The 24,350-nt window shown below is 65.2% G+C and carries 25 protein-coding genes; 8 read left to right on the top strand and 17 right to left on the bottom strand.

What is annotated here, in order from left to right:
• Window positions 1-3 precede the first annotated feature (3 nt).
• The 8 genes from AB5I39_RS03170 to AB5I39_RS03135 all read right to left on the bottom strand — a co-directional run bounded on the left by AB5I39_RS03170 (window position 4) and on the right by AB5I39_RS03135 (window position 8,102).
• Entirely contained in the window at window positions 4-1,965 is a 1,962-nt protein-coding gene (locus AB5I39_RS03170; RefSeq protein ID WP_404371060.1) for an ATP-binding protein, read from the bottom strand.
• A gap of 53 nt (window positions 1,966-2,018) precedes the next feature.
• Window positions 2,019-3,281, bottom strand: a complete 1,263-nt coding sequence (gene spt, locus AB5I39_RS03165) for a serine palmitoyltransferase (RefSeq protein ID WP_404371057.1) — start codon at window positions 3,279-3,281, stop codon at window positions 2,019-2,021.
• Window positions 3,282-3,416: 135 nt separating this feature from the next.
• Window positions 3,417-3,659 (bottom strand): acyl carrier protein, encoded by a 243-nt coding sequence (locus tag AB5I39_RS03160; protein WP_404371054.1) that lies wholly within the window; start codon window positions 3,657-3,659, stop codon window positions 3,417-3,419.
• Window positions 3,660-3,719: 60 nt separating this feature from the next.
• Window positions 3,720-4,625, bottom strand: a complete 906-nt coding sequence (locus AB5I39_RS03155) for an NAD-dependent epimerase/dehydratase family protein (RefSeq protein WP_404371051.1) — start codon at window positions 4,623-4,625, stop codon at window positions 3,720-3,722.
• A complete protein-coding gene (gene proB, locus AB5I39_RS03150; RefSeq protein ID WP_404371048.1) occupies window positions 4,622-5,740 on the bottom strand; it encodes a glutamate 5-kinase in 1,119 nt (372 codons plus the stop codon). Before proB ends, AB5I39_RS03155 begins: the two co-directional genes overlap by 4 nt.
• Before the next feature lie 42 nt (window positions 5,741-5,782).
• Window positions 5,783-6,340 (bottom strand): Uma2 family endonuclease, encoded by a 558-nt coding sequence (locus tag AB5I39_RS03145; protein WP_404371046.1) that lies wholly within the window; start codon window positions 6,338-6,340, stop codon window positions 5,783-5,785.
• Window positions 6,341-6,370: 30 nt separating this feature from the next.
• A complete protein-coding gene (gene obgE, locus AB5I39_RS03140; protein WP_404371043.1) occupies window positions 6,371-7,414 on the bottom strand; it encodes a GTPase ObgE in 1,044 nt (347 codons plus the stop codon).
• A 106-nt stretch (window positions 7,415-7,520) separates the two neighbouring features.
• Complete coding sequence (locus AB5I39_RS03135; protein WP_404371041.1) at window positions 7,521-8,102, bottom strand: TetR/AcrR family transcriptional regulator; 582 nt, start codon at window positions 8,100-8,102, stop codon at window positions 7,521-7,523.
• Between the two features lie 56 nt (window positions 8,103-8,158).
• On the opposite strand from AB5I39_RS03135, the gene AB5I39_RS03130 reads away from it, so the two are divergent.
• Entirely contained in the window at window positions 8,159-9,019 is an 861-nt protein-coding gene (locus AB5I39_RS03130) for a metal-dependent hydrolase (RefSeq protein WP_404371038.1), read from the top strand.
• Between the two features lie 145 nt (window positions 9,020-9,164).
• Here AB5I39_RS03130 and AB5I39_RS03125 read toward each other — a convergent pair whose 3' ends face one another.
• The 8 genes from AB5I39_RS03125 to AB5I39_RS03090 form a co-directional block, all read right to left on the bottom strand.
• Window positions 9,165-9,920 (bottom strand): phosphoadenylyl-sulfate reductase, encoded by a 756-nt coding sequence (locus tag AB5I39_RS03125; RefSeq protein WP_404371036.1) that lies wholly within the window; start codon window positions 9,918-9,920, stop codon window positions 9,165-9,167.
• Window positions 9,913-10,323 (bottom strand): DUF934 domain-containing protein, encoded by a 411-nt coding sequence (locus AB5I39_RS03120; RefSeq protein ID WP_404371033.1) that lies wholly within the window; start codon window positions 10,321-10,323, stop codon window positions 9,913-9,915. Before AB5I39_RS03120 ends, AB5I39_RS03125 begins: the two co-directional genes overlap by 8 nt.
• Window positions 10,316-11,947, bottom strand: coding sequence for a nitrite/sulfite reductase (locus AB5I39_RS03115; RefSeq protein ID WP_404371030.1), 1,632 nt, complete (start codon window positions 11,945-11,947; stop codon window positions 10,316-10,318). Before AB5I39_RS03115 ends, AB5I39_RS03120 begins: the two co-directional genes overlap by 8 nt.
• Window positions 11,940-12,365, bottom strand: coding sequence for a hypothetical protein (locus AB5I39_RS03110; RefSeq protein ID WP_404371028.1), 426 nt, complete (start codon window positions 12,363-12,365; stop codon window positions 11,940-11,942). Before AB5I39_RS03110 ends, AB5I39_RS03115 begins: the two co-directional genes overlap by 8 nt.
• Window positions 12,365-12,661 carry a DUF2849 domain-containing protein gene (locus AB5I39_RS03105; RefSeq protein WP_404371027.1) on the bottom strand — a complete coding sequence of 99 codons (297 nt, stop codon included), beginning with the start codon at window positions 12,659-12,661 and terminating at the stop codon, window positions 12,365-12,367. The genes AB5I39_RS03110 and AB5I39_RS03105 overlap by 1 nt, the downstream gene beginning before the upstream one ends.
• Window positions 12,658-13,449 (bottom strand): uroporphyrinogen-III C-methyltransferase, encoded by a 792-nt coding sequence (cobA, locus tag AB5I39_RS03100; RefSeq protein WP_404371024.1) that lies wholly within the window; start codon window positions 13,447-13,449, stop codon window positions 12,658-12,660. The genes AB5I39_RS03105 and cobA overlap by 4 nt, the downstream gene beginning before the upstream one ends.
• A gap of 87 nt (window positions 13,450-13,536) precedes the next feature.
• The gene (astD, locus tag AB5I39_RS03095; protein WP_404371022.1) at window positions 13,537-14,949 is read right to left on the bottom strand and encodes a succinylglutamate-semialdehyde dehydrogenase; all 1,413 of its coding nucleotides are present in this window, start codon (window positions 14,947-14,949) and stop codon (window positions 13,537-13,539) included.
• A 65-nt stretch (window positions 14,950-15,014) separates the two neighbouring features.
• Window positions 15,015-16,373: a protein adenylyltransferase SelO family protein gene (locus AB5I39_RS03090; RefSeq protein WP_404371019.1), complete on the bottom strand. Its 1,359-nt coding sequence runs from the start codon at window positions 16,371-16,373 to the stop codon at window positions 15,015-15,017.
• 62 nt (window positions 16,374-16,435) lie between these two features.
• Here AB5I39_RS03090 and AB5I39_RS03085 point away from each other — a divergent pair, with 62 nt between their 5' ends.
• The 3 genes from AB5I39_RS03085 to AB5I39_RS03075 are packed head-to-tail and all read left to right on the top strand — an operon-like array spanning window position 16,436 to window position 19,222.
• A complete protein-coding gene (locus tag AB5I39_RS03085) occupies window positions 16,436-17,311 on the top strand; it encodes an alpha/beta fold hydrolase (protein WP_404371017.1) in 876 nt (291 codons plus the stop codon).
• A 34-nt stretch (window positions 17,312-17,345) separates the two neighbouring features.
• A complete protein-coding gene (locus AB5I39_RS03080; RefSeq protein WP_404371014.1) occupies window positions 17,346-18,110 on the top strand; it encodes an SDR family oxidoreductase in 765 nt (254 codons plus the stop codon).
• Window positions 18,107-19,222, top strand: a complete 1,116-nt coding sequence (locus AB5I39_RS03075) for a glycosidase (RefSeq protein WP_404371011.1) — start codon at window positions 18,107-18,109, stop codon at window positions 19,220-19,222. The genes AB5I39_RS03080 and AB5I39_RS03075 overlap by 4 nt, the downstream gene beginning before the upstream one ends.
• A 30-nt stretch (window positions 19,223-19,252) precedes the next feature.
• Here the strand turns inward: AB5I39_RS03075 and AB5I39_RS03070 are convergent, their stop codons facing one another.
• On the bottom strand, window positions 19,253-19,675 hold the full coding sequence (locus AB5I39_RS03070) for a hypothetical protein (RefSeq protein ID WP_404371009.1): 423 nt from the start codon (window positions 19,673-19,675) through the stop codon (window positions 19,253-19,255).
• Between the two features lie 272 nt (window positions 19,676-19,947).
• Between AB5I39_RS03070 and AB5I39_RS03065 the strand changes: the two genes are divergently transcribed.
• From AB5I39_RS03065 to AB5I39_RS03050, 4 genes are all read left to right on the top strand, one after another.
• Window positions 19,948-21,087: a glycosyltransferase family 4 protein gene (locus AB5I39_RS03065; RefSeq protein WP_404371006.1), complete on the top strand. Its 1,140-nt coding sequence runs from the start codon at window positions 19,948-19,950 to the stop codon at window positions 21,085-21,087.
• A gap of 69 nt (window positions 21,088-21,156) precedes the next feature.
• Window positions 21,157-22,560 carry an NAD(P)H-dependent flavin oxidoreductase gene (locus AB5I39_RS03060; protein ID WP_404371004.1) on the top strand — a complete coding sequence of 468 codons (1,404 nt, stop codon included), beginning with the start codon at window positions 21,157-21,159 and terminating at the stop codon, window positions 22,558-22,560.
• Between the two features lie 47 nt (window positions 22,561-22,607).
• Window positions 22,608-23,543 carry a GNAT family N-acetyltransferase gene (locus AB5I39_RS03055; protein ID WP_404371001.1) on the top strand — a complete coding sequence of 312 codons (936 nt, stop codon included), beginning with the start codon at window positions 22,608-22,610 and terminating at the stop codon, window positions 23,541-23,543.
• Window positions 23,544-23,681: 138 nt separating this feature from the next.
• Complete coding sequence (locus AB5I39_RS03050) at window positions 23,682-24,308, top strand: DNA repair protein RecO (RefSeq protein WP_404370999.1); 627 nt, start codon at window positions 23,682-23,684, stop codon at window positions 24,306-24,308.
• Window positions 24,309-24,350: the final 42 nt, after the last annotated feature.

Here is a 24,350-nt window from a genome sequence, read left to right as displayed (position 1 = left end):
AAATCACTCGGCCGCGATACTGTCGATGGGCGTGTCGGTCCGCAGGACGGGCGCGGATGCCGCAGCGGCGACCGCCCGTTCCAGCGTCGCCAGCGTGAAGGGTTTGCGCAGGACATGGTGCCTGCCGAACTCCGCCTCGCCCCCGGCATCGCCAGCATAGCCGGTCACGAATAACACGGCGGTTTCGGGATGGCCGCGCAGCAATCCGGCGATCATTTCCGGCCCGGTCTGCCCTGGCATCAGCACGTCGCTGACGATCAGATCGACGCGGCCGAGGCGATCGAGTGCGGCGGGGGCCTCCAGCGGATCATTGCACGCGACCGGGCGATGCCCGAGTTCCTCCAGCGCGCCCATCGTCGCCGCCAGCACGCGGGGGTCATCCTCCACCACCAGAATGTCGAGCGCGCGGTTCTCCACCGGCTCGGGCGCGGCCTGCGCGGTGGCCTCCTCGCTCGGCGCGTCGGCGATGTAGCGTGGTAGGTAAAGCGTGACGGTGGTGCCTTCGCCGACCACCGATTTAAGCCCGACCTCGCCATCCGCCTGTCGCACGAAGGCGAAGACCTGGCTGAGGCCCAGACCAGTGCCCTTGCCCGCGGGTTTGGTGGTGAAGAAGGGTTCGAACACCCGCTCCAGCAATTCGGGCGTCATGCCGCAGCCGGTATCGGCGACCGACAGCGCGACATAATCGCCCGCCGCGCACGTGCCGACCGCGTTTTCGGCCAGCGTGACGCCCGCCGTGGTAATGGTCAGCTTGCCGCGACCCTCCATCGCGTCGCGCGCATTGACCGCGAGGTTGAGGACGGCGTTCTCCAACTGGTGCGGATCGGAGCGCACCAGCCAAGTCTCGCCAGCCGAGGCATCGACCGTTACCTCGATCGTGTCGCCAAGCGTGCGATCGAGCAAGTCGGACATGCCACGCACCAGCGTGACGGGTTCGATCGGTTCGGAACGCAACGCCTCTTCGCGCGAGAAAGCGAGCAATTGCCGGGTGAGCGCGGCCGCGCGATTGGCACCTTCGGTGGCATTGTCGATATGGCGCCTTGCCGCGGCCGGATCGGTCGCCACCTGCCGCTTGGCGAGTTCGAGACCGCCGAGCACCACCGCCAGCATATTGTTGAAATCGTGCGCGATGCCGCCAGTCAATTGCCCGACCGCCTGCATCTTCTGAACCTGCCGCAGCTTGCTCTCCTGTGCCAGCAGCACTTCGGACGCGCGTTCCACCGCTTCCTCAAGTTCCGCCGCGCGGCCGCGCTCTGCGGCGGCCTCGGCCCGGGCAACCGCGCGCTGGCCGAGCGCGGTGACAGTCAGCCAGCCGAGCGCGACCGCGCCAGCGGCGAGCAGGATGCCGAAAATCGACAGCGCGCTGGCAACACCGCTCGACCGCTTGACCGACTTCATTGCGAGGCCGGTCCGGTCCGCCAGCACGCGCCGTTCCTGCGCCCCGATTTCGTCGAGCAGCCGATCGATCTCCGCGCGCGCCGGGCCGAGCCGCGCCTTGTAGAAAAGCGCCAGCGCCTGGTCGTTGCGCTTGTACAGAGTGTTCAGCGCAACCGCGCCGAGCTCATCGCCGCGCTCCGCCATCGCGCGTTGCAGCTTGGCGATCAGCGCCTGCTGTTCGGGGCTGTCCTTCGTGATCCGGTCGAGCCGCGACAATTGCTGGCTGGCGAGCGTCCAGTCGGCGGAATAGGCCTGGCCCAGATCCTTGTCCGCGCTGATCACGTAGCGGCCGAGCGATGCCTCGGCATGGGCGATCGTGCCGGTCAGGCTGGCCGACAAGATCATGACTTCATAGCTGTGAGTCTGCAGCTTCAGCGCACGGTCACGCTGACGGTTCGCTTCCCCGAGCGTGACATTGAGCGCGACGAGCACGACGATGCCGAGTGCCGCCAGAATGAGCAGCGCGATCGTATGCCAGCCCGTTCCGACGCGCTCGGCACCGACCGCATCGCGCTCATTTTCGCTCATTCCCGTCTCTTACCGCAACCGGACACCCGTTGCTAGAGTCGGCCCCGGCCAGCTCAGCCAAGCGCCCCCACCGCGCGCCCAGCCGCTTTGAACATCGTGAGGATGCGCGAAATCTGTTCCGGTGTGTGTTCGGCGCAGAGCGAGCAGCGCAGCAGATAGGTACCCGCCGGAGTCGCGGGCGGACGCGCCATGTTCACGTAAAGCCCGTTATCGAGCAGCGATTGCCACATCGCCACCGCCTGCGTCTGATCGTTCAGGATGATCGCGATGATCGCGCTGTCGGGCTTTTCGGTGCCGAGCTTGAAGCCGAGCGCCTTCAGTCCGCCGTGCAGCGAACGGGCGTTGTCCCACAATTGCTGGCGCTTCTGGTGCGCGTGCTTGAGCTTGCGGATCGAGGCGGTGGCGGTCGCCACCACCGACGGCGGCAGCGATGCGGTGAAGATGTAAGGGCGGCAGGCAAGGCGGATCGCCTCGAACTTCGGGTGGTTCGATACGCAGAAGCCGCCGACCGTGCCGACCGATTTGGAGAAGGTACCGATGATGAAATCGACATCGGCCTCGCAGCCCTGCTCCTCATACACGCCGCGACCGTTGGGGCCGTAAAAGCCCATCGAATGCGCTTCGTCGCTCAACACCATCGCGCCGTGCTTCTTGGCGACGGCGACCATTTCCTTGAGCGGCGCGATATCGCCGAGCATCGAATAGACGCCTTCGAGCACGACCAGCTTGCCCGGTTCCTTCGGCAGGCGACCGAGCCGCTTGTCGAGATCCTCGACGCTGTTGTGGCGGAAGCGGACGATTTCGGCATCGCCCTGCTTGCACCCGTCATAGATCGAGGCATGGCTGTCGGCGTCGAGGATGATGTATTCGCCCTTGCCCGCGAGCGTCGAGATCATACCGAGATTGGCCATATAGCCGGTCGAAAAGACGATCGCGCCGGACACGCCGTAGAAATCGCGCAGCGCTTCCTCGACTTCCATATGATCCTGGAAGGTGCCGTTGAGCATCCGGCTGCCGTTGGTGCCCGACCCGAATTTGTCGAGCGCGGCATGGCCCGCGGCGATCACGTCGGGATCGAAGGTCATACCCATGTAATTGTAGGTACCGAGCAGGATTGTGTCGCGCCCGGCGATCACCGCCTCGGTCGGAGACTTCACCTGCTCCATCACGATCGCGAACGGATCTGTGACGCCGGTATCGATCAGCGCCTGGCGCTCGGCGATGATCGCGTCGAATTTCGACATTAGATCGCGTTCGGGCTCCACTGCGGGCGGATCAGCGCGCAGGGCGTGGGCGGTGGCGGCGGCTTCGGTCATCGTATCGGTACTTTCCCCATGCCGTTCGTGGTGAGTAGGGACTGAGCATGTCGAAGGCCCATATCGAACCACCTGTCCTTCGATACGCGTCTTCGACTTCGCTCAGTCTCTACTCAGGACGAACGGAGAATGTGTTTAACCCTTCAACTTCGCGACTGCATCGACCAACTGGCCGACGGTTTCGATCTCTGCCTGCATGTTCATCGTGATGATGATGTCGAATTCGTCTTCGATCGCGGCGACGAAATCCATCACCGTCAGGCTGTCCCATTCGAGATCGCCCTGAAAGGTCGTCGCCTCGCTCAGCGTGACGCCTTTCTTGTTGAACGGCTCGATCTGCGCGGTGACGGTGTCGTAAATGCTTTGGCGGTCGGTCATGTGCTGTCCTTGACGAGTCCTGCGGCTGTGCCGGAGAAATGCGGCGGCTTTATAGCAAGCCTATAGCAAGCCGTTCGCGCGATACCATGCCGCGGTTGCGGCGAGGCCTTCGGGCGTGGCGATGCGCGGTTGCCAAAGGTGCGACGGCGGACGCTTGGCGGGATCGATGGTCCAGTCCGGATGGCAGAGATAGCCGACGCGGTCGGGGGTGAGTTTCGCGCCCTTGCCGCGCAGGGTGCGGTCCGCGCGAGCCGCCAGCGACAGCAGCGGTTTGGGCAGCGACAGGGGCAGCACGCCGCGCCCAACCGCGATTCCGATTTCGCGAGCGAGCTCGGCATGGCTCCACCCATTGGGCCGGCCGTCATCCGCCTCATAGATCGCGCGGGGGCTTTCCGCCGTGGCGAGCGCCAGCAGCAACGCGGCGATGTCACCCACTTCGATCCAGGAACCACGGGCTGGGGGAGGAAGCAGCGCGATGCCGAGTCTTGCCATGCGGAATACGTCGCGCATTTCCAAATCGCCGGGGCCGTAGATTCCCGGCGGGCGGACGATCACCCAATCGAGTGCGGATGCTTCGACCACCTGCTCGGCCTCGCGCTTCGACCAGCCATAGCTCGATAGCAGCGGTTCGCGCGCGGCGAGGGAGGAAACGTGGACGAAGCAGCGCACGCCTGCGCTGCGCGTCGCGTCCAGAACCGCCTGCGTGCCGGCGATGTTTCCCGCAGCGAACCCGGCGCGGTCGGGCGCGTTGACCACGCCTGCGATGTGCAGAACGGCGTTGGCCCCGGCGACCAGCTGGTCGAGCGGTTGAGGGGTGTCGAGCGCGCCTTCGATCCAGGTGACGCTGTCGCGCGGCGGTTGCGGGCGGCGGGTGAGAGCGCGGACGCTGTGTCCGGCGGCAAGCGCCAGATCGATAGCGCGCTTTCCGACGAAGCCGGTGCCGCCGGTGATGGCGAGGGTGCTCACACCAGCGCCATGTGGTTGCGGTGGACAAGCGCGGAGCGGGGCGCATAACCGAGGATGTCAGCTTGTTCGTCGCTGCGCTTGCCGGTCAGGGCCGTGGCTTCGGCGGCATCATATTCGCTGAGGCCCCGCGCGAGGGTGCGGCCGTCTGGTCCGACGATCGCGACGAGATCGCCACGTGCGAATGCGCCAGTGATGAACGTCGCGCCTGCCGCGAGCAGGCTCTTGCCGCTCGACAAAGCCTTGGCCGCGCCCGCGTCGATCGTGATCTCGCCTTTCGCGGTCAGCCCGCCCGCAAGCCACGCTTTCCGCGCCGGGGCGGTGCGTTCGGCGACGAAGATCGTGCCACGTTCACTTGCCTGATACGCTGCCAGCGGATGTTCGGGGTGGCCGGAGACGATCGCCAGGTGCGCGCCCGCTGCGGTCGCGATCCGCGCGGCGGCGATTTTCGACACCATCCCGCCCGATCCCATGCCCGACCCAGATCCACCGTCGGCCATCGCCTCGATCTTGGCATCGATCCGCTCGACGCGGTCAATCAGCGTCGCATTGGGTTTGGTGTTGGGGTTGGAATCGTACAGGCCGTCAATATCGGACAGCAGGATGACGCCGTGCGCGCCCGCGGCTTGCGCGACACGCGCGGCGAGCCGGTCATTGTCGCCAAAACGGATTTCGGCGGTGGCGACGCTATCATTCTCGTTGATGACGGGCACGACGCCGAGCGATAGCAAGCGCCCGAGCGTCGCCGAGGCGTTGAGATAGCGGCGGCGATCCTCGAGATCGTCGAGCGTCACCAGCATCTGCGCCGCGGTCAGGCCCTCGGCGCCGAGCAATTCGGCCCAGACTTGCGACAAGGCGATTTGCCCCGTCGCGGCGGCGGCCTGCGCATCCTCCAGACTGGCGCGTCCGCCTTTGGTGAGCTTCAGGCGGCGCGCGCCGAGCGCGATTGCGCCCGAGGAGACGATTGCGATTTCCTGGCCCGCGCGGACGCGTTCAGCGAGGTCGGCAACGAGGCTGGTCAACCAGGCGCGCCGGACAGTGCCATCGGCGGCGACGAGCAGCGACGATCCGACCTTGACGATCAGGCGCGGGCAGGTGGTGGGATCGAAGACCGACATCGCCGCCGCGTTAGCGCGTGGCGGCCCTCGCGCCAATCACCCTTAGTCGCGCGCGAAAATCTCTGCGTGCGGGATGGTGAGGTTGAGGGAGGGGAGCCTGACATCGGTCTCGACGTCATAAGTATCGTCGCTCCATCCATTGGGGCCGGTGCGCTGCACGATCCGCAGACGCTCGGTCGCGATATCGACGAAGACGATCGTATCCACGCTGGCGAGGGCCTTATACTCGTCGAGCTTGACCCGCAGATCCGTTCGTGCGGTGCCAGCCGACAAAACCTCGAACACAACGCGCGGATCGTCGAACGCCTTTTTGTCGTCGTCTTCACTTCCATCACGACCACAAAAAACTGACACATCGGGATAGCGGATCGAGCGGTCGTGGGTCTGGGTAGCCATGTCGGAATTGTATGGTGTGCAGCCGCTTCCGCGCAGGCGAGAGCCCAATGCCAAAAGGATGTTGAACTGAACCCGCGCATGACGCGCTGTCCCGCCGGCCATTATGCGAATCACACCGTTATCGAGTTCGGCCTTGCGATCACCAAAATCGATTTGGAGGAATTCTTCGGCCGTCAGCAGCGGATAGACAATTTGCATCGCCATTTCGGCGTCCTACCATATCACGGCCGCGCTTCAAACCGGCGACCATTCCCCCGGCGGCGAGTCGTCGTCGCGCGCGGGCGCACCTTCGGCTGGGCCGATTGCCTCAATCAGGCGATCGACCACTGCCTCGATCCCTGCGCCGCCAGCGCCGGACATCGGCAGCACGTCCGACTTGCTTGCGCGCTTCAACTTGGTGATCAGCTTCTTCACATCGGCGGGATCGAGCGCGTCGATCTTGTTGAGGCCGATCACTTGCGGCTTGTCGATCAGACCCGCGCCATAGGCGTCGAGTTCGTCGCGGACGATGCGGTAATTGCCGACCGGGTCCTCCTCGGTCGCGTCGACCAGATGGAGCAGCACTTTGCAGCGTTCGATATGGCCGAGAAAACGATCGCCGATCCCCGCGCCGTCGGCCGCGCCCTCGATCAGGCCGGGGATGTCGGCCAGCACGAATTCGCGGTTGTGGCGGCTGACCACGCCCAATTGCGGGCGCACGGTGGTGAAGGGATAGTCACCGACCTTGGCCTGCGCGTTGGTCACCGCATTGATGAAGGTCGATTTGCCCGCGTTTGGCAGCCCGACCAGACCTGCGTCGGCGAGCAGCTTGAGGCGCAGCCACACCCACATTTCCTGATACGGCCAGCCGGTACCGTGCTGGCGCGGCGCGCGGTTGGTCGAGGTCTTGTAGGTGGCATTGCCGCGCCCACCATCGCCGCCGCGCAGGAACACGACGCGCTCGCCGGGCTTGGTGAAATCGGCGAGGACTTCTTCCTTATCCTCGCTCAGCACTTGGGTGCCGACGGGGACGCGGATGATCAGATCGTCGCCGCCGGCACCGGTGCGGTTTGAGCCCGATCCGCCATGCCCGCGGGCTGCGCGGAAATGCTGCGTGTAGCGAAAGTCGATCAGCGTGTTGAGGCCGGGCACGGCTTCGAAAATGATGTCGCCACCCTTGCCGCCATTGCCCCCATCGGGGCCGCCATATTCGATGAATTTTTCGCGCCGGAAGCTGACGGCACCGGGTCCGCCTGCGCCCGATCGGACGAAGATCTTTGCTTGGTCGAGAAAATGCATGGCGCGCCTGTAACGCTTTAGCGCAGCTAAAGCGAGCCTAGAGCGCGCCCGGCCGGCGCGGCCAAAGCCGCGACCGACGGCGTGGCTTCGCCACGGCGGTTTTCCGTCAAGCCGGTAGGATCGCCTTCGACGCCATCAGCGACCGCGTCGCAATCGTGCGCGCGGCTTCCGGCGGCAGGCCCAGCCCCTTGGCCATCGCCCCGCCGAGCAAGGCATCGCCCATCGCCATCAGCACGAGTTGCAGCGTGTCTTCGTGGATCTGCTTGCCGGTTTCCTCATCCTCGGCAAGATCATCGACTAGGCGGAGGATCGCGCTCAGCACCGGATCGAGCGCGTCGTTATTGCCCGACAGGATCATCCACGCTGCCATCGCGCCCGCGCCATTGACGAAGGCGTCGAAGGTGAGATCGACGACTTCGCGCGGATCGGCATCGCCCAGCCGCGCGCGTTTCGCAGCGGCGCCAATCTCCGCCGTGATCGCGTCGGCGAGATGCGTGATCAGCGCCTTCTGCAGATCCGCCGCCGATCCGAAATGGTGCAGCAGATTGGCGTGCGTCCGCCCGATCCGCGCTGCGACCGCCTTGAGCGTCACGGCTTGCGGGCCAACCTCGACCAACAGCGCGCGCGCCGCCTCGATCGCGGCATCGCGGGATTCCTCCGGGCTGAGTCGTTTGCGCACTATTGACATTGATGTAAGTAAAGACTATTTCCAAACCTGTTGTCTCGATCTGTTCGGAGGTTTTCATGGCGAAAGCAACCACCCCCGCCGATTTGACGATCGTGCCGCGCGATCTGCGCTTTGGGCGCGGTGCCAAGATGCGCCGCTGGTGGCTGAACGACGATCCGTTCGCGACCGCCTTCTACAACTCGCTGTCGGTCACCTTCCCCAAGGGCGAAGGCTTTTTCATCGACAGCGTCCGCGCCTTTCGCGAGGGCACGCCGCCGCAGCTGCACGCCGAAATTCAGGCGTTCATCAAGCAGGAAGTGATCCACACGCGCGAGCATGTCGCGTTCAACCGTCACGTGACCGACCAGGGCTACGACGTTACCTTGCTCGACCGGCACATCGACGAGGCGCTGGCGCTGACCAAGGGGCGTCCGGCAATTGCGAGCTTGGCAGCGACGATGGCGCTGGAACATTTCACCGCGATGCTGGCGCATGAGCTGATCGCCGATCCGCGCCATCTGGCGGGCGGGGACGAACAGGCGGCGGCGCTGTGGCGCTGGCATGCCGCTGAGGAAATCGAGCATAAGGGCGTCGCCTATGACACCTGGCTGCACGCCACGCGCGACTGGTCGCGGTGGAAGCGGTGGAAGATCAAGGCGCTGGTGATGATCGGCACGACGATCAAATTCTTCGCCGGGCGCTACAAGGGGATGCTGGAACTGTTGCGGCAGGACGGCATCACGGGCGCGAAGGCGCATCTCGGGATCATCTGGTATGCGCTGGGACGGCCGGGGATGGCACGGAAGATTCTCGGCGCGTGGATCGCGTTCTTCCTGCCGGGATTCCATCCGTGGAACCATGACGATCGCAAGCTGATCGCGCGGGCCGAGAGCGATTATGCGGCGGCCGTGCTGCCGCGTGCGGCGTTGGCAGCTTAGGGATTGAGGTAACCCAGATTGCGCTTCCCCGGCGGAGGCCGGGGCCCAGTCGCGATGGCCGATGTAATTTCGTGCTGGCTTCGATCGCGATCGCTCCGCGACTGGGCCCCGGCCTTCGCCGGGGAAGCGTGATAAAAAGGGCGCCCTAAAAAACCGGCTCTTCGCCCGGCTTCTCCGGCACGTGAATCCCGCATTCGACCTTTTCCCACCCGCGCCAGCGGCCCGCGCGGGGGTCTTCGCCGGGGAGCACTTTCGAGGTGCACGGCGCGCAGCCGATCGAGGCATAGCCTTCCGCTTCCAGGGGATGGCGCGGCAATTCATGCTCCGCGAAATAGGCGTCGAGCGCGGCCTTGTCCCAATCCGCCAGCGGGTTGAGTTTTAGCCGACCCTCATCCTCCTCGAAACGGGGCAAGGCCACGCGCGTGCCGGATTGGAAGCCCTTGCGGCCAGAAATCCACGCATCGAACGGGGCCAGTGCGCGGCGCAGCGGCTCCACCTTGCGCAGATCGCAGCAGCCGTCGGGATCGTAGCTCCAGCGCAGGCCCGTGCCGTCCTTCGCCGCCAGCAAGCGCGGGTCTGGCCGAAACACGCGGAGATCGGTAAAGCCGAGGTTTTCCGAAAGCTCGTCGCGATATTGCAGTGTTTCGCCGAAAATCTTCTGCGTGTTGAGGAAGATGACGGGAATGTCGCGGTCGATCTGGGCGATCAGGTGGAGCAGCACTGCGCTTTCCGCGCCGAACGACGACACCGCCGCCACACGGCCCTTCAACTCGCCCGTCAGCAGATCGCCGAGCATGTCGTGCGTGCCCACCCCGGCGTAGCGCGCCTCCAGCGCCGCCGCATCGGCGGGCGAGAAGGGAGCGACGTCGATCAGGTCGAGCTTGCGCGCTGCACTAGCCATGCCGCAATTTCCACACCGGCACGCGCCCGTCGGCGGCCTTTTGATAGACATTCTCGTAGCGCGTCAGCGACGCTTCGAGCGTGACGGGATCGATTTCGCTTTCGGGCGCGAAACTGTCGAAGCCGCAGCGCTTCATCAGCGGCATTTGATCGACCAGCACGTCGCCCTGCGCGCGGAGCTCACCGACATAGCCAGCCTCACGCAGGATGCGCGCGGCGGAATAGCCGCGACCGTCGCGGAAGCTCGGGAAGCTCACTTCGACCAAGGCGATACGATCAAGATAGGGCAACAGCGCGCGCGCATCATCGCCCGCTTCGAGACGGACGGCGGTGGCATTGGTCTGCGTATCGAGAAACGCGTCGAGCGTGACGGCGGGTTCGTCCTGCGTTGCGGGATTACCCATAAAGCGCCTCCTTGAACGGTTCCATGCCGACGCGGCGATAGGTGTCGAGGAAGCGTTCGCCATCCTCGCGCGTCTTCAGATAGACGTTGGTCACCGTCTCGACCGCATCGACGATGCCGTCCTCGTCAAAGCCGGGGCCGGTGATCTTGGCCAGACTCACGTCCTCCGCGCCCGATCCGCCGAGCGAGAGCTGGTAATTTTCGGTGCCCTTCTTGTCGACGCCGAGGATGCCGATGTGGCCGGCATGATGGTGGCCGCAGGCATTGATGCAGCCGCTGATCTTGAGCTTCAACTCGCCGAGATCGCGCTGCCGCTCAGGGGAGGCGAAACGCTCGGCGATCTTCTGCGCCACGGGAATCGAGCGCGCATTGGCGAGGCTGCAATAATCGAGGCCGGGGCAGGCGATGATATCGTTGATCAGATCGAGATTCGCCTCGGCCAGACCGATTTCGCTGAGACGGCTCCAAACCGCGTACAGATCGGCCTTGCGGACATGCGGCAGGACGATGTTCTGCGCGTGGGTGATGCGCAGTTCGTCGAAGCTGAAACGCTCGCCCAATTTGGCGATCGCGTCGATCTGGTCGGCGCTGGCGTCGCCGGGAATGCCGCCGGTCGGCTTCAGGCTGATCGTGACGATCGCATAGCCCGGCTGCTTGTGCGGGGCGGTGTTCTGATCGACCCAGATCGCGAAATCGGGATCGCTGCGATCGACCGTGTCCGGCGCTTCGGTGTCGAACGCGGGGGGCGCGAACATCGCGGTGATGCGGTCGAATTCGCCCTTGGGCGGATCGAGCCCGAGCGCCTTGACCGACACGAACTCCTCCTCGACCTGGCGGCGATATTCGTCGGGGCCGATCTCGTGCAGCAGGATCTTGATCCGCGCCTTGTAGATATTGTCGCGGCGGCCGTAGCGATTGTAGACGCGCAGGCACGCCTCCAGATAGCTCAGCAGATCGTCGGCGGTCACGAAGTCGCGGATTTCGTGGCTGATCATCGGGGTGCGGCCCATGCCCCCGCCGACGAAGACGCGCCCGCCCAGCAGCCCGTCGCGCTTGACCAACTGAATGCCGATGTCGTGCAGCCGCAGCGCCGCGCGGTCTTCCTCCGCCGCGATCACCGCGATCTTGAACTTGCGCGGCAGATAGCTGAATTCGGGGTGGAAGGTGCTCCACTGCCGCAGCAATTCCGCCCACACGCGCGGATCGGCGACTTCGTCGGCAGCGGCTCCCGCATATTGATCGCACGAGATGTTGCGGATGCAATTGCCCGAAGTCTGGATCGCATGCATCTCGACCGTCGCTAATTCGGCGAGGATGTCGGGGGCCTGGTCGAGCTTGATCCAGTTGAACTGGATGTTCTGCCGCGTAGTGAAGTGACCATAGCCGCGGTCGTACTTGCGCGCGATGTGCGCGAGCATCCGCATCTGGCGGCTGTCGAGCGTACCGTACGGGATCGCCACGCGCAGCATGTACGCGTGTAGCTGGAGGTACAGACCGTTCATCAGCCGCAGCGGCTTGAACTGATCCTCGGTGATCTGCCCGGCGAGGCGGCGCTTCACTTGGTCGCGAAACTCCTCGACGCGCGCGTCGACAATCTGCTGGTCGTATTCGTCGTATTTATACATCGCTGTCTTCGCCGGTAACGGGGTGGAGGCGCTCGCTGCGCACGATGCGGCCAAGCTCGGGGAGGCCGCGGCCATTGACGCGGATTTCGCGGTGTGCGGCGCGGATTGCGGCGAAGCGCGCAGCGACACCCGGTGCATCATAACCGCGCGGATCGGGATAGCCGACCGCGACGACCACGTCCCATTCCGCCGCCGGGTCCTCCGCGCCATCGCGTTCGAGCAGGCGGTAGCTGGTGAACAGCCCCTGAGACCGCCCGATCCGATCCATCGCGAACCAATTGTCGCGAATATAGCGGATCAGCGCGGGGCGCTGACCCGGCAGCGCCTTGAGATAGGTATGCTCGATTGCGCGGGTTGGCGCAGACGTGGCGGGCGCGGAGACTGCTGCAAGCAAGGCGAGGGCGGGGGCGAGCGGCATTAGATCACCCAACTCCCCGCCGCGGGATCGGCGGGTTTCAGCGTCAGGTCGGCGCGCACCGTGGGCCCAAGCGCGCGGATGCGGTCCTTGATGTGGGCGGGGCGGGGGCCGTCGGGCGTGGCGATCGCGTCGATCACGTAGGGGACGTTGACGCGGCGCGCGCCTTCCTCGGCCCGCGCGATGCTCTCACCCTGATCGCCGACGTCGCTGGCGTCCTCGATATGGCGCGACCAGCCGGTGCCGGTCCACCACACCACGTCGCCACTCGGCAGATCGTTTCCGGTCAACAGCTTCATGCAAACGTCCCCTCGGCCACGCGTGCCCAGCGGCCCAATTTATCCTCGGCATCGGACAGGTCGACGACTTCGCCGACGACGATGATCGCCGGACTCGCGACCTTCTCGCGCACGACCATCTGCCCCAGATCGGCGAGCAGGGTCCGAATAGCGCGGTGCCCGTCGAGCGTCCCGCGCTCCAGCACCGCCACCGGCATGTCTGGTGCGACGCCGTCGCGCATCAATTTGTCCGCGATGTCGTTCGCGGTGGCGACGCCCATGTAGATCACCAGCGTGCGGCCCTTGCCCGCAAGGCCCGACCAATCCTGATCCGCCAGCCCCTTGCACTGTCCGGCAACGAAACTGACCGCGCTCGAATGGTCGCGGTGGGTAAGCGGCAGCATCGCTTCGGCCGCACACCCAAGCGCCGCCGACACGCCGGGGATGACCTCGACCGGCAGGCCCGCCGCGCGGACAGCCTCGACCTCTTCGCCGCCGCGCCCGAAGATAAACGGATCGCCGCCTTTCAGTCGCACGACGATCGCGCCGGTTTTGACATGTGCGACAATCAGCGCGTTGATCGCCTCCTGCGGCAGGGTGTGGCGGGCGCGCTGCTTGGCGACCGAAATGCGCTGGGCCTCGGGTGGCGCGAGATCGAGCACGCGCGGGTCGATCAGGCCATCGTGTACGACGACATCGGCTTCTTTAAGCGCCGCAACCGCGCGTACTGTGAGGAGACCGGGGTCCCCCGGACCCGCGCCGACGAGGATGACGCGCCCGCGCGCGGTTGGGTCGAGGAGTGTTGCCATCGCTGTCAGATGGGCTGGACCAACGCTGTCCGCAATTCAAGGATGCTTTGCGGGGGGGTAGGGAAACTTGTGTCGCCGATGGTCAGCTTACGCGTCCCGCAAGCCCACCCCGATGCTGGCGCGTGCTTGCTCGGCTTCGCTTGAGACCACGGGATAGGCGCAGTAATCGGCGGCGTAATAGGCGCTCGGGCGGTGATTGCCCGACCAGCCGATGCCGCCGAACGGCGCGGCGGAGGAGGCGCCGTTGGTCGGCTTGTTCCAATTAACGATGCCGGCGCGAGCGTTCGCCCAGAAACGATCGTAGAGCGCCGGATCCTGGCTGAGCAGCGAGGCGGACAGGCCGTAGCGCGTGTTGTTCGCCTCCTCGATTGCGTCGTCGAAGCTCGATTTGCGGATCACCTGCAGAATCGGGCCGAACAGTTCGATGTCGGGCCGGTCGTTCATGTCGGTCGTGTCGATCAGCGCCGGGCGCAGGAACGGGCGGTCGGGCAGGGGGCGCTCAAGGTGCCGGATCGCCCGGCCGCCGCGCATCATCAACTCAAGGAAGCTTTCGGTCAGCAGGTCGGCGCTTTCATTGTCGATCACCGGGCCCATGAATGGCGCAGGTGTCGCGTGCGGTTCATCGACGATGATCCGGCTGACTAGCTTCGTCACCTCGGCCATCAGCGGATCGTAGAGTTTCTCATCGACGATCAGGCGGCGTGCGGCGGTGCAGCGTTGCCCGGCGCTGGTGAAGGCGGATTGCACAATCACGACCGCGGCGGAGGACAGGTCGGGCGAATCCCACACCACGATCGGGTTGTTGCCGCCCATTTCGAGCGCGAGAATCTTCTCGGGCCGCGTCGCGAACTGGCGGTTCAGCGCGATGCCGGTGTGGGCGGAGCCGGTGAACAGCAGGCCGTCGATGCCGTCATGCCCGGCCAGCGCCTTGCCCTCGGCCGCCCCGCCGATCAGCAGCCGGACGCAGCCCTCGGGGATGCCGCTCGCGTGGAAGCACTCGACCAAAAATGCGCCGACCGCGGGGGTCTTTTCGGACGGCTTGAACACGACCGCATTCCCGGCGAGCAAAGCGGGGACGATGTGGCCGTTCGGCAGATGCGCCGGGAAATTATATGGCCCGAGCACTGCGAGCACGCCGTGCGGCTTGTGCCGCAGCGCCATGCGCCCGCCCATTTGCGTGTCGAGCCGACGCTGCGGCGTGCGTTCGGCATAAGCGGTGACCGAGATATCGACCTTGGCAATGACGGTTTCGACTTCGGTGCGTGCCTCCCACAGGGGCTTGCCGGTTTCGCGCGCGATCAAATCGGCGAAAGCGTCGGCGCGGGCGCGCACGACGTTGGCGAAGCGGCGGAGCGCCTCGATCCGGTAAGCGAGCGGTTGTGCGGCCCAGCCGGCCCAGCTTGCGCGCGCGGTGGCGACCTCGGCATCGACATCGCCGATCTGTCCACGCCACAGATTAGCGCCGGTCGCGGGTTCGTAGGAAAGGAGCTCGGAAGACATTGCCGGGGTGTTTGCCTTAGTTTTGCAGGGGAATCCACACTTTGCTCCCCGTAGGGAAGGGGGCGTCAGCTCAGTGCTGCGCCCATTTCGCGGATCGCGGCGAGCTTGGTGTGGAACGGCGCCCAATCGTCGCGCTGGTCGATCGCCGCCCAGATCGCTTCTACCTCGTCAATCAGCATCGAACAGGGCGCGCCAGACCAGTACGGATGGTCGCGCCCCTTGCGCGGCGCATAGTCCGCCAGGACCGCGCGCGCTTCGTCGAAGGCCGGATCGGCGGGCGGGGTGCCGCCGAACGTGTCGAAGAAAAAGCGGTCGATCCCGATCTTGCTGCCGACCAATCCGCGCTCCACCGCCTGAACCACTGCACGGTCAGTCTCCGCATCGCGCGGTACCACGCCGAGCCGCCACAGGATCGCCTTCGAAACCGCGCGCTGATAGCGTTCGGCGAAGCTGTCGAGGACCGCGATCAGCGGTTCGGCTTCGCTGACGGTGCGGAGCGAAACGGCGAGTTGCATCGCGTCCCAGTGGATCGCCTCGGGCTGGCGGCCGAAGGCGTAGAGCCCCTGATGATCGAAATAGGCGGCGGTGAAGCTTGGCTCCCAGGTCGGGGCGAAACGCCACGGGCCGTAATCGAAGCTCTCGCCCGTCACGTTGATATTGTCGGTGTTAAGCACACCGTGGACGAACCCCGCCGCCATGTAGCTGGCGGCGAGCGTTGCGGTGCGATCGACCACCAAGTCGAGCAGGTGCGCCGCCGCGTCCTCGCCCGGTTCCTCGCCATAAAGATTGCGGAGGACGTAGCCGATCAGCCGCTCCATATTCTCGGCATCGCGCAGATAGGCGAGCCGCTGGAAGGTGCCGATGCGGATGTGGCCGTGGCTGAGCCGGACCAGCACCGCCGAGCGGGTGGGGGAGGGCTCGTCGCCGCGCTCCAAAGCCTCGCCGGTCTCGATCAGCGAGAAGCTGCGTGAGGTATTCACCCCGAGCGCCTGGAGCATTTCGGTCGCGAGCACTTCACGCACGCCGCCTTTGAGCGTCAGGCGGCCGTCGCCAAAGCGGCTCCACGGCGTGGTGCCCGAACCCTTGGTGGCGAGGTCCATCTGCCGACCGCGATCGTCGCGAAGCTGCGCGAACAGAAAGCCCCGGCCATCGCCGATTTCCGGGTTGTACTGGCGGAACTGATGGCCGTGGTAACGCAGCGCGAGCGGCTGTTCGAGATTGCCAGGCAGGGGCTCGAACCGCCCAAAATGCGAGAGCCATTCGGCTTCGCTCAGGTTCGCCAATCCCACCTCCGTCGCCGCACGATCATTGCGGAAGCGCAGGGTCGTCTGCGGGAAGCGCGCGGCCTCGACGGGATCGTAAAAGGCGCCGCCCAGCTCCAGAATGCGGCGCTGCGGTGCGTAGGCTTGCGGGGGGGTGCTCATGCGTGGATATGGAGGCTCCCGACTGCGGGACGCAACCCCATGCCCAAATCAGGGACCGATCAATGTCGCCATATGAAAATCGATATTGGTGGTCGAACGACGGAATCCGGCTGCATTATCGCGATTATCCGGGCGCTGCGGCCAAGCCGCCGATCCTGTGCCTGCCGGGCCTGACGCGCAATGCGCGCGATTTCGATGCGGTCGCCCGGCGGCTGTCGCCCGAGTGGCGCGTGATCGCGATCGATCTGCGCGGGCGCGGCGACAGCGGCTATGCCAAGGACCCGATGAGCTACGTCCCACTGACTTATGTGCAGGATGTCCAGGCGCTGCTCGGCGAGCTTGGCGTCGGGCGGTACGTCGCTTTCGGCACGTCGCTCGGCGGGATCGTGTCGATGCTGCTTGCCGGAACCGCGCGCGAGAGCGTCGCGGGCGTGCTGCTCAACGACGTCGGGCCGGACATCATGGCCGAGGGGCTGGCGCGCATTCGCAGCTATGTCGGCCGGTCGAACACCTGGCCGACCTGGATCCACGCAGCGCGCGCGGTCGCCGAGGCCAATGCCGGGGTCTATCCGCACTTCACGCTGGAGGATTGGCTGGCGATGGCGAAGCGGCTCTACCGGCTCAACAGCGCGGGCCGGATCGTGCTCGATTACGACATGAAGATCGCCGAGCCGTTTCGGGTGCCCGGCAATGAGGCGGGGCCGGACATGTGGCGCGCGCTGGCGGTGCTGAAGAGCGTGCCGACGCTGATCGTGCGCGGTGCGAAATCGGACGTCCTGGCGGCGGCCACAGCTGCGCGAATGATGGAGCTGCTCGACGATGGCGAGCTGGTGACGATCGCCGGGGTTGGCCACACGCCGATGTTGAGCGAACCCGAGGCGATTGCCGGGATCGATCGGTTGCTGGCGCGGATTGCGGCGGAACCTGCATCCCGCTGACGCGTCTCCCCGGCATCACCACCGGGAGCAGACCATGATCGACCGCGCCGACGCCCATACCGCCATGCCGCCCCTTACGGGCAAGCGCGCGATCATTACCGGCGGCACCACTGGCATCGGCCGCGCGATTGCTGTCCTGCTCGCTTCGGAAGGGGTGAAGGTCTTCATCTGCGGCCGCGATCCGGCGCATCTCGACGACGCGCTGGCGCGCATTCGCGAGGTGGGCGATGGCGATGGTCTCGCGATCGATCTGGCCGATGCGGATGCGATCCCGAAGCTGTTCGACTCGGCAACCGATTATCTCGGCGGGCTGGACATTGCGGTGATCAACGCCGCGATCGCTGCCGAAGGACTGAGCGAGATGTCGGAAGCCGACCTGCGCTACGCCATTGCCACCAACTTCACCGCCTATCTGATGAGCGCGCACGCTGCGGTCGAGCGGCTCGATCGCTCGAATGAGAAAGCCGCCGACATCGTGCTGATCGGATCTATGAGCGCGCATGTGCTGGGCGCGAGCTCGACCGTTTATGCCGGCATCAAATACGGCATCCAGGGCTTTGCCGAGGCGTTTCGGCGCGAGATGGGCGTCAAGAATGTCCGCGTTTCGCTGGTCGAGCCCGGCCTCACCGGCTCCGACATGCAGACCGATCCGCCGGAAAAGCAACGCGAGAAGATCGCGAAGGAGGAATCGCTGCGCGCGGAGGACATCGCCGTCGGCGTGCACTACATCCTGACCCAGCCGAACCGCGCCGTGGTTCAGCAACTGACGATCTCGCCACGGATGCAGGAAGACGAATGACCTTTTCGCATGACGCGCTGATCTTCGCGCCCGCCGATGTCGATCTTTCCCGGTCGCCGCTCGCCGGACAGATCGACGCCGAAACCTATGTGCTTGGGGCTTTCAACCCGGGGATGACGCGGCTGCCCAATGGCAATCTGCTGTTGATGGTGCGCGTGGCGGAGGCGCTGCGTACGCCGATCCGCGATCAGCACATTCATGCGATCCGCTGGGACGGGCAGGGCTATACGCTCGACGCCTGGCCGCTCGAACATGTCGACACCGCCGATCCGCGCAAGTTCATGATGCGCGGCGGCGGGTGGAAGGTGATGGCGCTTACTTCGCTGTCGTGGCTGCTGCCGGTCGAACTCAACGCCGATGGCACGCGGGTCGAGCAGGTTCACTACGACAAGGCGATCACGCCGCGTGCACCCTATCAATGCTACGGCGTCGAGGATGCGCGGATCAGCAAGGTTGGCGACCGGTATCTGATGACAACCTGCTCGGTCAGCCCGGAGCGGCACTCGACCACGCTCTACACCTCCGACAATGCGCTCGACTGGCAGCTCGAAGGGATCGTGCTCGATCATCAGAATAAGGACATGCTGATCTTCGAGGGGCTGATCGGGGGCAAGTATTTCGCGCAGACGCGGCCCTTGGGCGACCTCTATTTCGCCTATCCGCCGGGGAGCGAATGGCGCGCCGGGCCGTCGATCAACCTCGCCTCCTCGCCCGATGCGCTGCATTGGAAACCGTATGACAAGCCCGGCATCCGCCCGCACGCCGCGACGATGGCGACCGCGCGGATGGGTGGTGGCGCACCGCCGATCCTGACGCCGGAGGGCTGGTTATCGCTCTGGCATGGGGTGGAGCCGGCGGGTGTGGTCGGCATCTACCGCACCTATTGGAGCCTGCTCGACCGCGACGACCCGAGCGTCGTTCTGCGCACCTCGCATGATCCGCTGATCGAAGCGAACGCGGCGCTGACCGACCGACTCAAGGATCTGATGTATCTCGACAATGTCGTGTTCACGACGGGGATCGTCGATGCGGGGGATCATTATGTGGTGGCGAGCGGCGAGGCGGATTTGGCGTGCCGGGTGACTTGGGTGGCGAAGGGGGCGTTTGGGTAGGGGTTGCAGTGGAACGAAGACCGACAGCTTTTAGCGGTCAATTCGCTCCGCTTTGAAGGCCGAATCCGTCATGACATGAAGGATCACGTCAACTGTCACGATTTTGAAGTGTTGCCATGACCGACCATTGAGTGCGCCGTTCCGAGTAAGCACGCCGCGCACCCAGTGTGAGTCCACGACCTCTTGAAAAGGCCACGGCACTGTCCCCAAGATCGGCTCCTGCATCATCGGCGGAGGGCTGGAATTGGCAGCGTCCGAAAACTCTTCGTAGATTTTGAAAGCTTCTACCTTTCCAAAATCGAGTCGAACCGGGCAAGAAATCGTCGTGTCATCATAGTAAGCGGTGGCGACCAAAGTTGTGCCATTCGACAGCACATCGACGGTGCCGAGCATTTGGTCGGGTAAGTCGCCTAATGGTTCCCACCTGCGCAGTGTTTCTGTCGGAAAATCCATTTGGGGGATATCTGTGATACCCGGAAAGATCGCAAGTGGGGGGTAGCCTTCACCCCCTATCCGTCAACCCGGCCTTGAGCCGGGGCCCATCGTGCAACAGGCGCTACGCTTCGATTCGAACGGTTCGCTCGCGGATGGATGGACCCCGGCTCGAGGCCGGGGTGACGGGTGGGATTGGAGGTTTGCGGCGTGCGCTGCGTTCAGGGGCAATCGCGTTCCCCCCAACACCCGAGGGATGACGCCCGCGTTCTGCTCCGCTAAGGCCCTGCGCCATGTCGCGGCCCGTCAACATCCTGCACCTCCATTCCACCTTCTCGCTCGGCGGCAAGGAAGCGCGGGCGGTGCGGTTGATGAATGTGTTCGGCGATCGGGCGCGCCACACCATCGTGTCGGGGATGGAAGGGCAGTATGGCGCGCGTGAGGCGATCGCCAAGGGGATCGACTATGAAATCGCGCAGAACCCGCCGCCGTTGACCGGCAATCCTTCGGTCAATCGCTACGAGGCGATCGCGGCGTACATGCGCCGTTTCGATCTGGTGCTTACCTATAATTGGGGCGCGATCGACGGGGCGATGGCGCGGCGGGTGTCGTCGAAGGGCGTGCCGCCGGTGATCCATCACGAGGACGGCTTCAACGCGGATGAGGCCAAGTGGTTGAAGCCGCAGCGCAACGTCTATCGCCGCTTCGCACTGACCACGGCGGCGGCGCTGGTGGTGCCTTCGGAGACGCTGGAGGACATCGCGCTCAAGATCTGGAAGCAACCGCGCGAGCGCGTCCACCGCATCGCCAACGGTATCGACACCGCGCTTTACGCCAAGAAACCCAAACCCAACGCGATCCCCGGCTTCAAGCGCAAGCCGGGCGAGGTGGTGATCGGCACGCTGGCGGGCTTACGCGAGGTGAAGGACCTGCCGATGCTGGTCCGCGCGGTCGGCGGGATGTCGACGCGCGCGCGGCTGGTGATCGTGGGAGAAGGGCCGGAGCGGCAGGCGATCCTCGATACGGCGGAGCGGATGGGCATGGAGGATCAGCTGGTGATGCCCGGCTTCCTGCCCAACCCGCACGAATATATCGGGCTTTTCGACATTCTGGCGCTCTCGTCCAAGAGCGAGCAATTCCCGATCTGCGTTGTCGAGGCGATGGCAGCCGGGCTGCCGATCGTGTCCACGCCCGTAGGCGACGTGCTCCGGATGGTTGTGCCCGCCAACCATTCGTATATCGAAGGACGGACGCAGGAAGTGCTGCTGCGCGATGCGCTGGAGGCGCTGGCCAAATCGGTGCCCGAGGGGCGCGCCTATCTCGGGTCGCAAAATCGTGCCAAGGCCGTCGCCGAATATGACGAGGCCACGATGATCGCGCGCTATGCCGCGCTCTATGGCAGCGTTATCGGACGCCCGGACGCCTTTGCCTAAATCGAATTTGCGGCAAGACGCATCCAAAGCCTATACCAAGCGTATCTTTTTAGTCGGAGGTCACTCGCGTTGTTCAAAGGTCTGAAGCCCATCGTTTACGGCGGTCGTGAGGTTTGGCCGATCGTGGAGGGTGGCAAGGGTGTTGCCGCGACCAACCACGCGAGCGCGGGGGCGTGGGCCGCTGCGGGCGGTATCGGCACGGTTTCGGCGGTGAATGCCGACAGCTATGACCCGGACGGCAAGATCATCCCGCAGGTCTACAAGGCGCTGACCCGGCGCGAACGCCACGAAGAGCTGATCGAGTACGCGATTGAGGGCGCCGTGCAGCAGGTGCGCCGCGCGTTCGACATTGCCGGGGGCAAGGGCGCGATCAACATCAACGTATTGTGGGAAATGGGCGGGGCGCAGCGCATCCTGCACGGCGTGCTGGAGCGCACCCGCGGGCTCGTCTCCGGCGTCACCTGCGGCGCGGGGATGCCGTACAAATTGTCGGAGATCGCGGCGTCGTATGAGGTCAGCTATCTCCCGATCGTCAGTTCGGGCCGTGCCTTCCGCGCGCTGTGGAAGCGTGCTTATTCGAAGGCATCGGAATGGCTGTCGGCGGTGGTGTATGAGGACCCTTGGCTCGCCGGGGGCCATAACGGCCTGTCCAACGCCGAAGATCCGCTGGTGCCGCAGGACCCCTATCCCCGGGTGAAGGCGCTGCGCGACACGATGCGCGAGGGCGGCATTTCCGACGACGTGCCGATCGTGATGGCCGGTGGCGTGTGGTATCTGCGCGACTGGTCCGACTGGATCGACAATCCCGAGCTCGGCACGATCGCCTTCCAGTTCGGCACGCGCCCGCTTCTGACGCAGGAAAGCCCGATCCCCGATGCGTGGAAGGCCAAGTTGACGCACATCGAGGAAGGCGAAGTGCTGTTGCACCGCTTCTCCCCGACCGGTTTCTATTCGAGCGCGGTGCTCAACCCGTTCCTGCAGAACCTGCAATCGCGTTCCGAACGGCAGATCGCGTTTTCGGCGCAGCAGGCGGGCGATCACACGCATCAGCTCGATGTGGGCGTGAAGGGCAAGAATTTCTGGGTGACGCTCGGCGATCTGTTGCGCGCGCGGCAGTGGTTCGGCGAGGGGTATACCGACGCGCTGAAAACGCCGGACAATACGTTGGTGTTCGTCACGAGCGAGGAAAAGGCGATCATCCGCAAGGATCAGGCCGATTGCATGGGCTGCCTCAGCCAGTGTGCTTTCTCCAGCTGGTCGGATACCGAGACGAATTCGACCGGTCGGCTCGCCGATCCGCGCAGCTTCTGCATCCAGAAGACGCTGCAGGATATCGCGCATGGTGGCGACGTCGACCAGAACCTGATGTTCGCCGGACATGGCGCGTATCAGTTCAAGCGCGATCCCTTCTATTCGAACGGGTTCGTGCCGACGGTGAAGCAGTTGGTCGATCGCATCCTGACCGGCGACTGAGCCGCAGTTTAGCCCTTTCTTCATCCCGCCCCGGTTAAGGGCGGGGCATGTCTGCGCCGATCGTCCTTCCTGGAAACGCCGAACTGCTGCCGCTGCGGTTTCAGATCGGCGCGCGGACGATCGCGGCGGTGAAGCGCCGGATGGTGCGCGTGCCGCTGCCGCTCGATCAGGTATTGGACGGGCGGGTGCCGGTGTTGCCGCCATTGGACGACGCCGCGCATGGCTATGCGATCACGTCGCTGCCTGCGGATCAGCTTGACGCGGTTGCGCAGGTCGGCGGCGGGATGATCGCGCACGTCCGGCAACGCTACCCGCGCCATTATGCCGATTTGACGATCGGGTTCGAGGCGTACCGCGCGAGTTTGTCCGGTAACACGCGATCGGGGCTGAAACGCAAGGCGAAGAAGGTGATGGAGGCGTCTGGCGGAATGCTCGACGTGCGGCGATACCGCACGCCCGAGGAATTGAGCCAGTTCCACGCGGTTGCACGCGGCATTTCCGAACGCACCTATCAGGAGAAGCTGCTCGGCGGCGGTTTGCCCGAGGATGCGGCGTTCCTGCAGAGCATGTATGCGCTGGCCGCGGCGGGGGCAGTGCGGGCGTGGCTGCTCTACATCGGCGGGAAGCCGGCGGCCTATCTCTATTGCCCGATCCAGCAGGGCACGGTCCGTTACGATCATGTCGGGCACGATCCGGTCTATAACGACGTGTCGCCGGGCGGCGTGCTGATGCTGGAGGCGATGGGGGATTTGTACGCCGAACCCGGCCTGCGCTGGTTCGATTTCACCGAAGGCGACGGGCAGCACAAACGCAGCTTCGCGACGCACGGGGCGGAGTGCCTCGATCTGCTGCTGCTGCGCGCGACGCTCACCAACCGTACGACGCTGGCCGCGCTCGGCGCGTTCGATCGGGGCGCGGCATGGGGCAAGCAAGCGGTCGCGCGCTGGGGTCTGGCGGGTCTGGCGAGGAAGCTGCGGCGGTAGGCACCCCCGCTCGCCCTGAGTTTGTCGAAGGGCACCTCTCCCCACAAATGGCGTGACTGGGGCGGGAGGGGTTCTACAAGCTCACCCCGAACGGATTTAGGCCATCGCCAAACTCCGTCCCGACGCTAAACCGCCGCAATGCATCTCCGCGCCGAAGCCCTCATTCTCGCGATCCGCCACCACGGTGAACATGGCGCGATTGTCCGTGCGCTGACGGCCGAGCATGGCCTGCAACCCGGCTATGTGCGCGGCGGGCGATCAAGCCGTATTCGCCCGATTCTGCAACCCGCCAATCGCGTGATCGGCGAATGGCGCGCGCGGACCGACGATCAACTCGCCAGCTTGGGTGTCGAACTCGTCACCAGCCGCGCGCCGCTCTATGCCGAGCCGCTGCCCGCGCTCGCGCTCGAATGGGTGACGACGCTGACCGCCGCGGCGCTGCCCGAGGCTAACCCCTATCCTCGGCTCTACGTTGCGCTCGATGCGACGATTGAGGCGATTGCGGCGGCTCCGGCGGCGCGGGGGTGGGCGCTGGCACTCGCGCGCTATGAACTGCTGGTGCTGGCGGAACTTGGGTATGGCTTGGAGCGCGAGGCCTTGCCGCCTGCGCTCGCCAGCGGGGTGGCACCCGAATGGCCTGAAATTCTGGAGGCGCTGGCGATAACGGGCAAGGCGCTCGCCGCGCAAATCCTGGTCGAGCGGCGCGCGGTGACGCTCGATGCGCGCGCGCGGTTGGTCGATCGGTTGAAAAGGGCGGTTGCGTGAAGCGACGCGCCTCGGCATGTGCCGGGGATTAAGGGGGATACA

It is taken from the genome of Sphingomonas sp. MMS24-J45 (assembly GCF_044881195.1).
GTDB lineage: Bacteria > Pseudomonadota > Alphaproteobacteria > Sphingomonadales > Sphingomonadaceae > Sphingomonas.
This window is presented reverse-complemented; position numbering and strand designations above follow the sequence as displayed.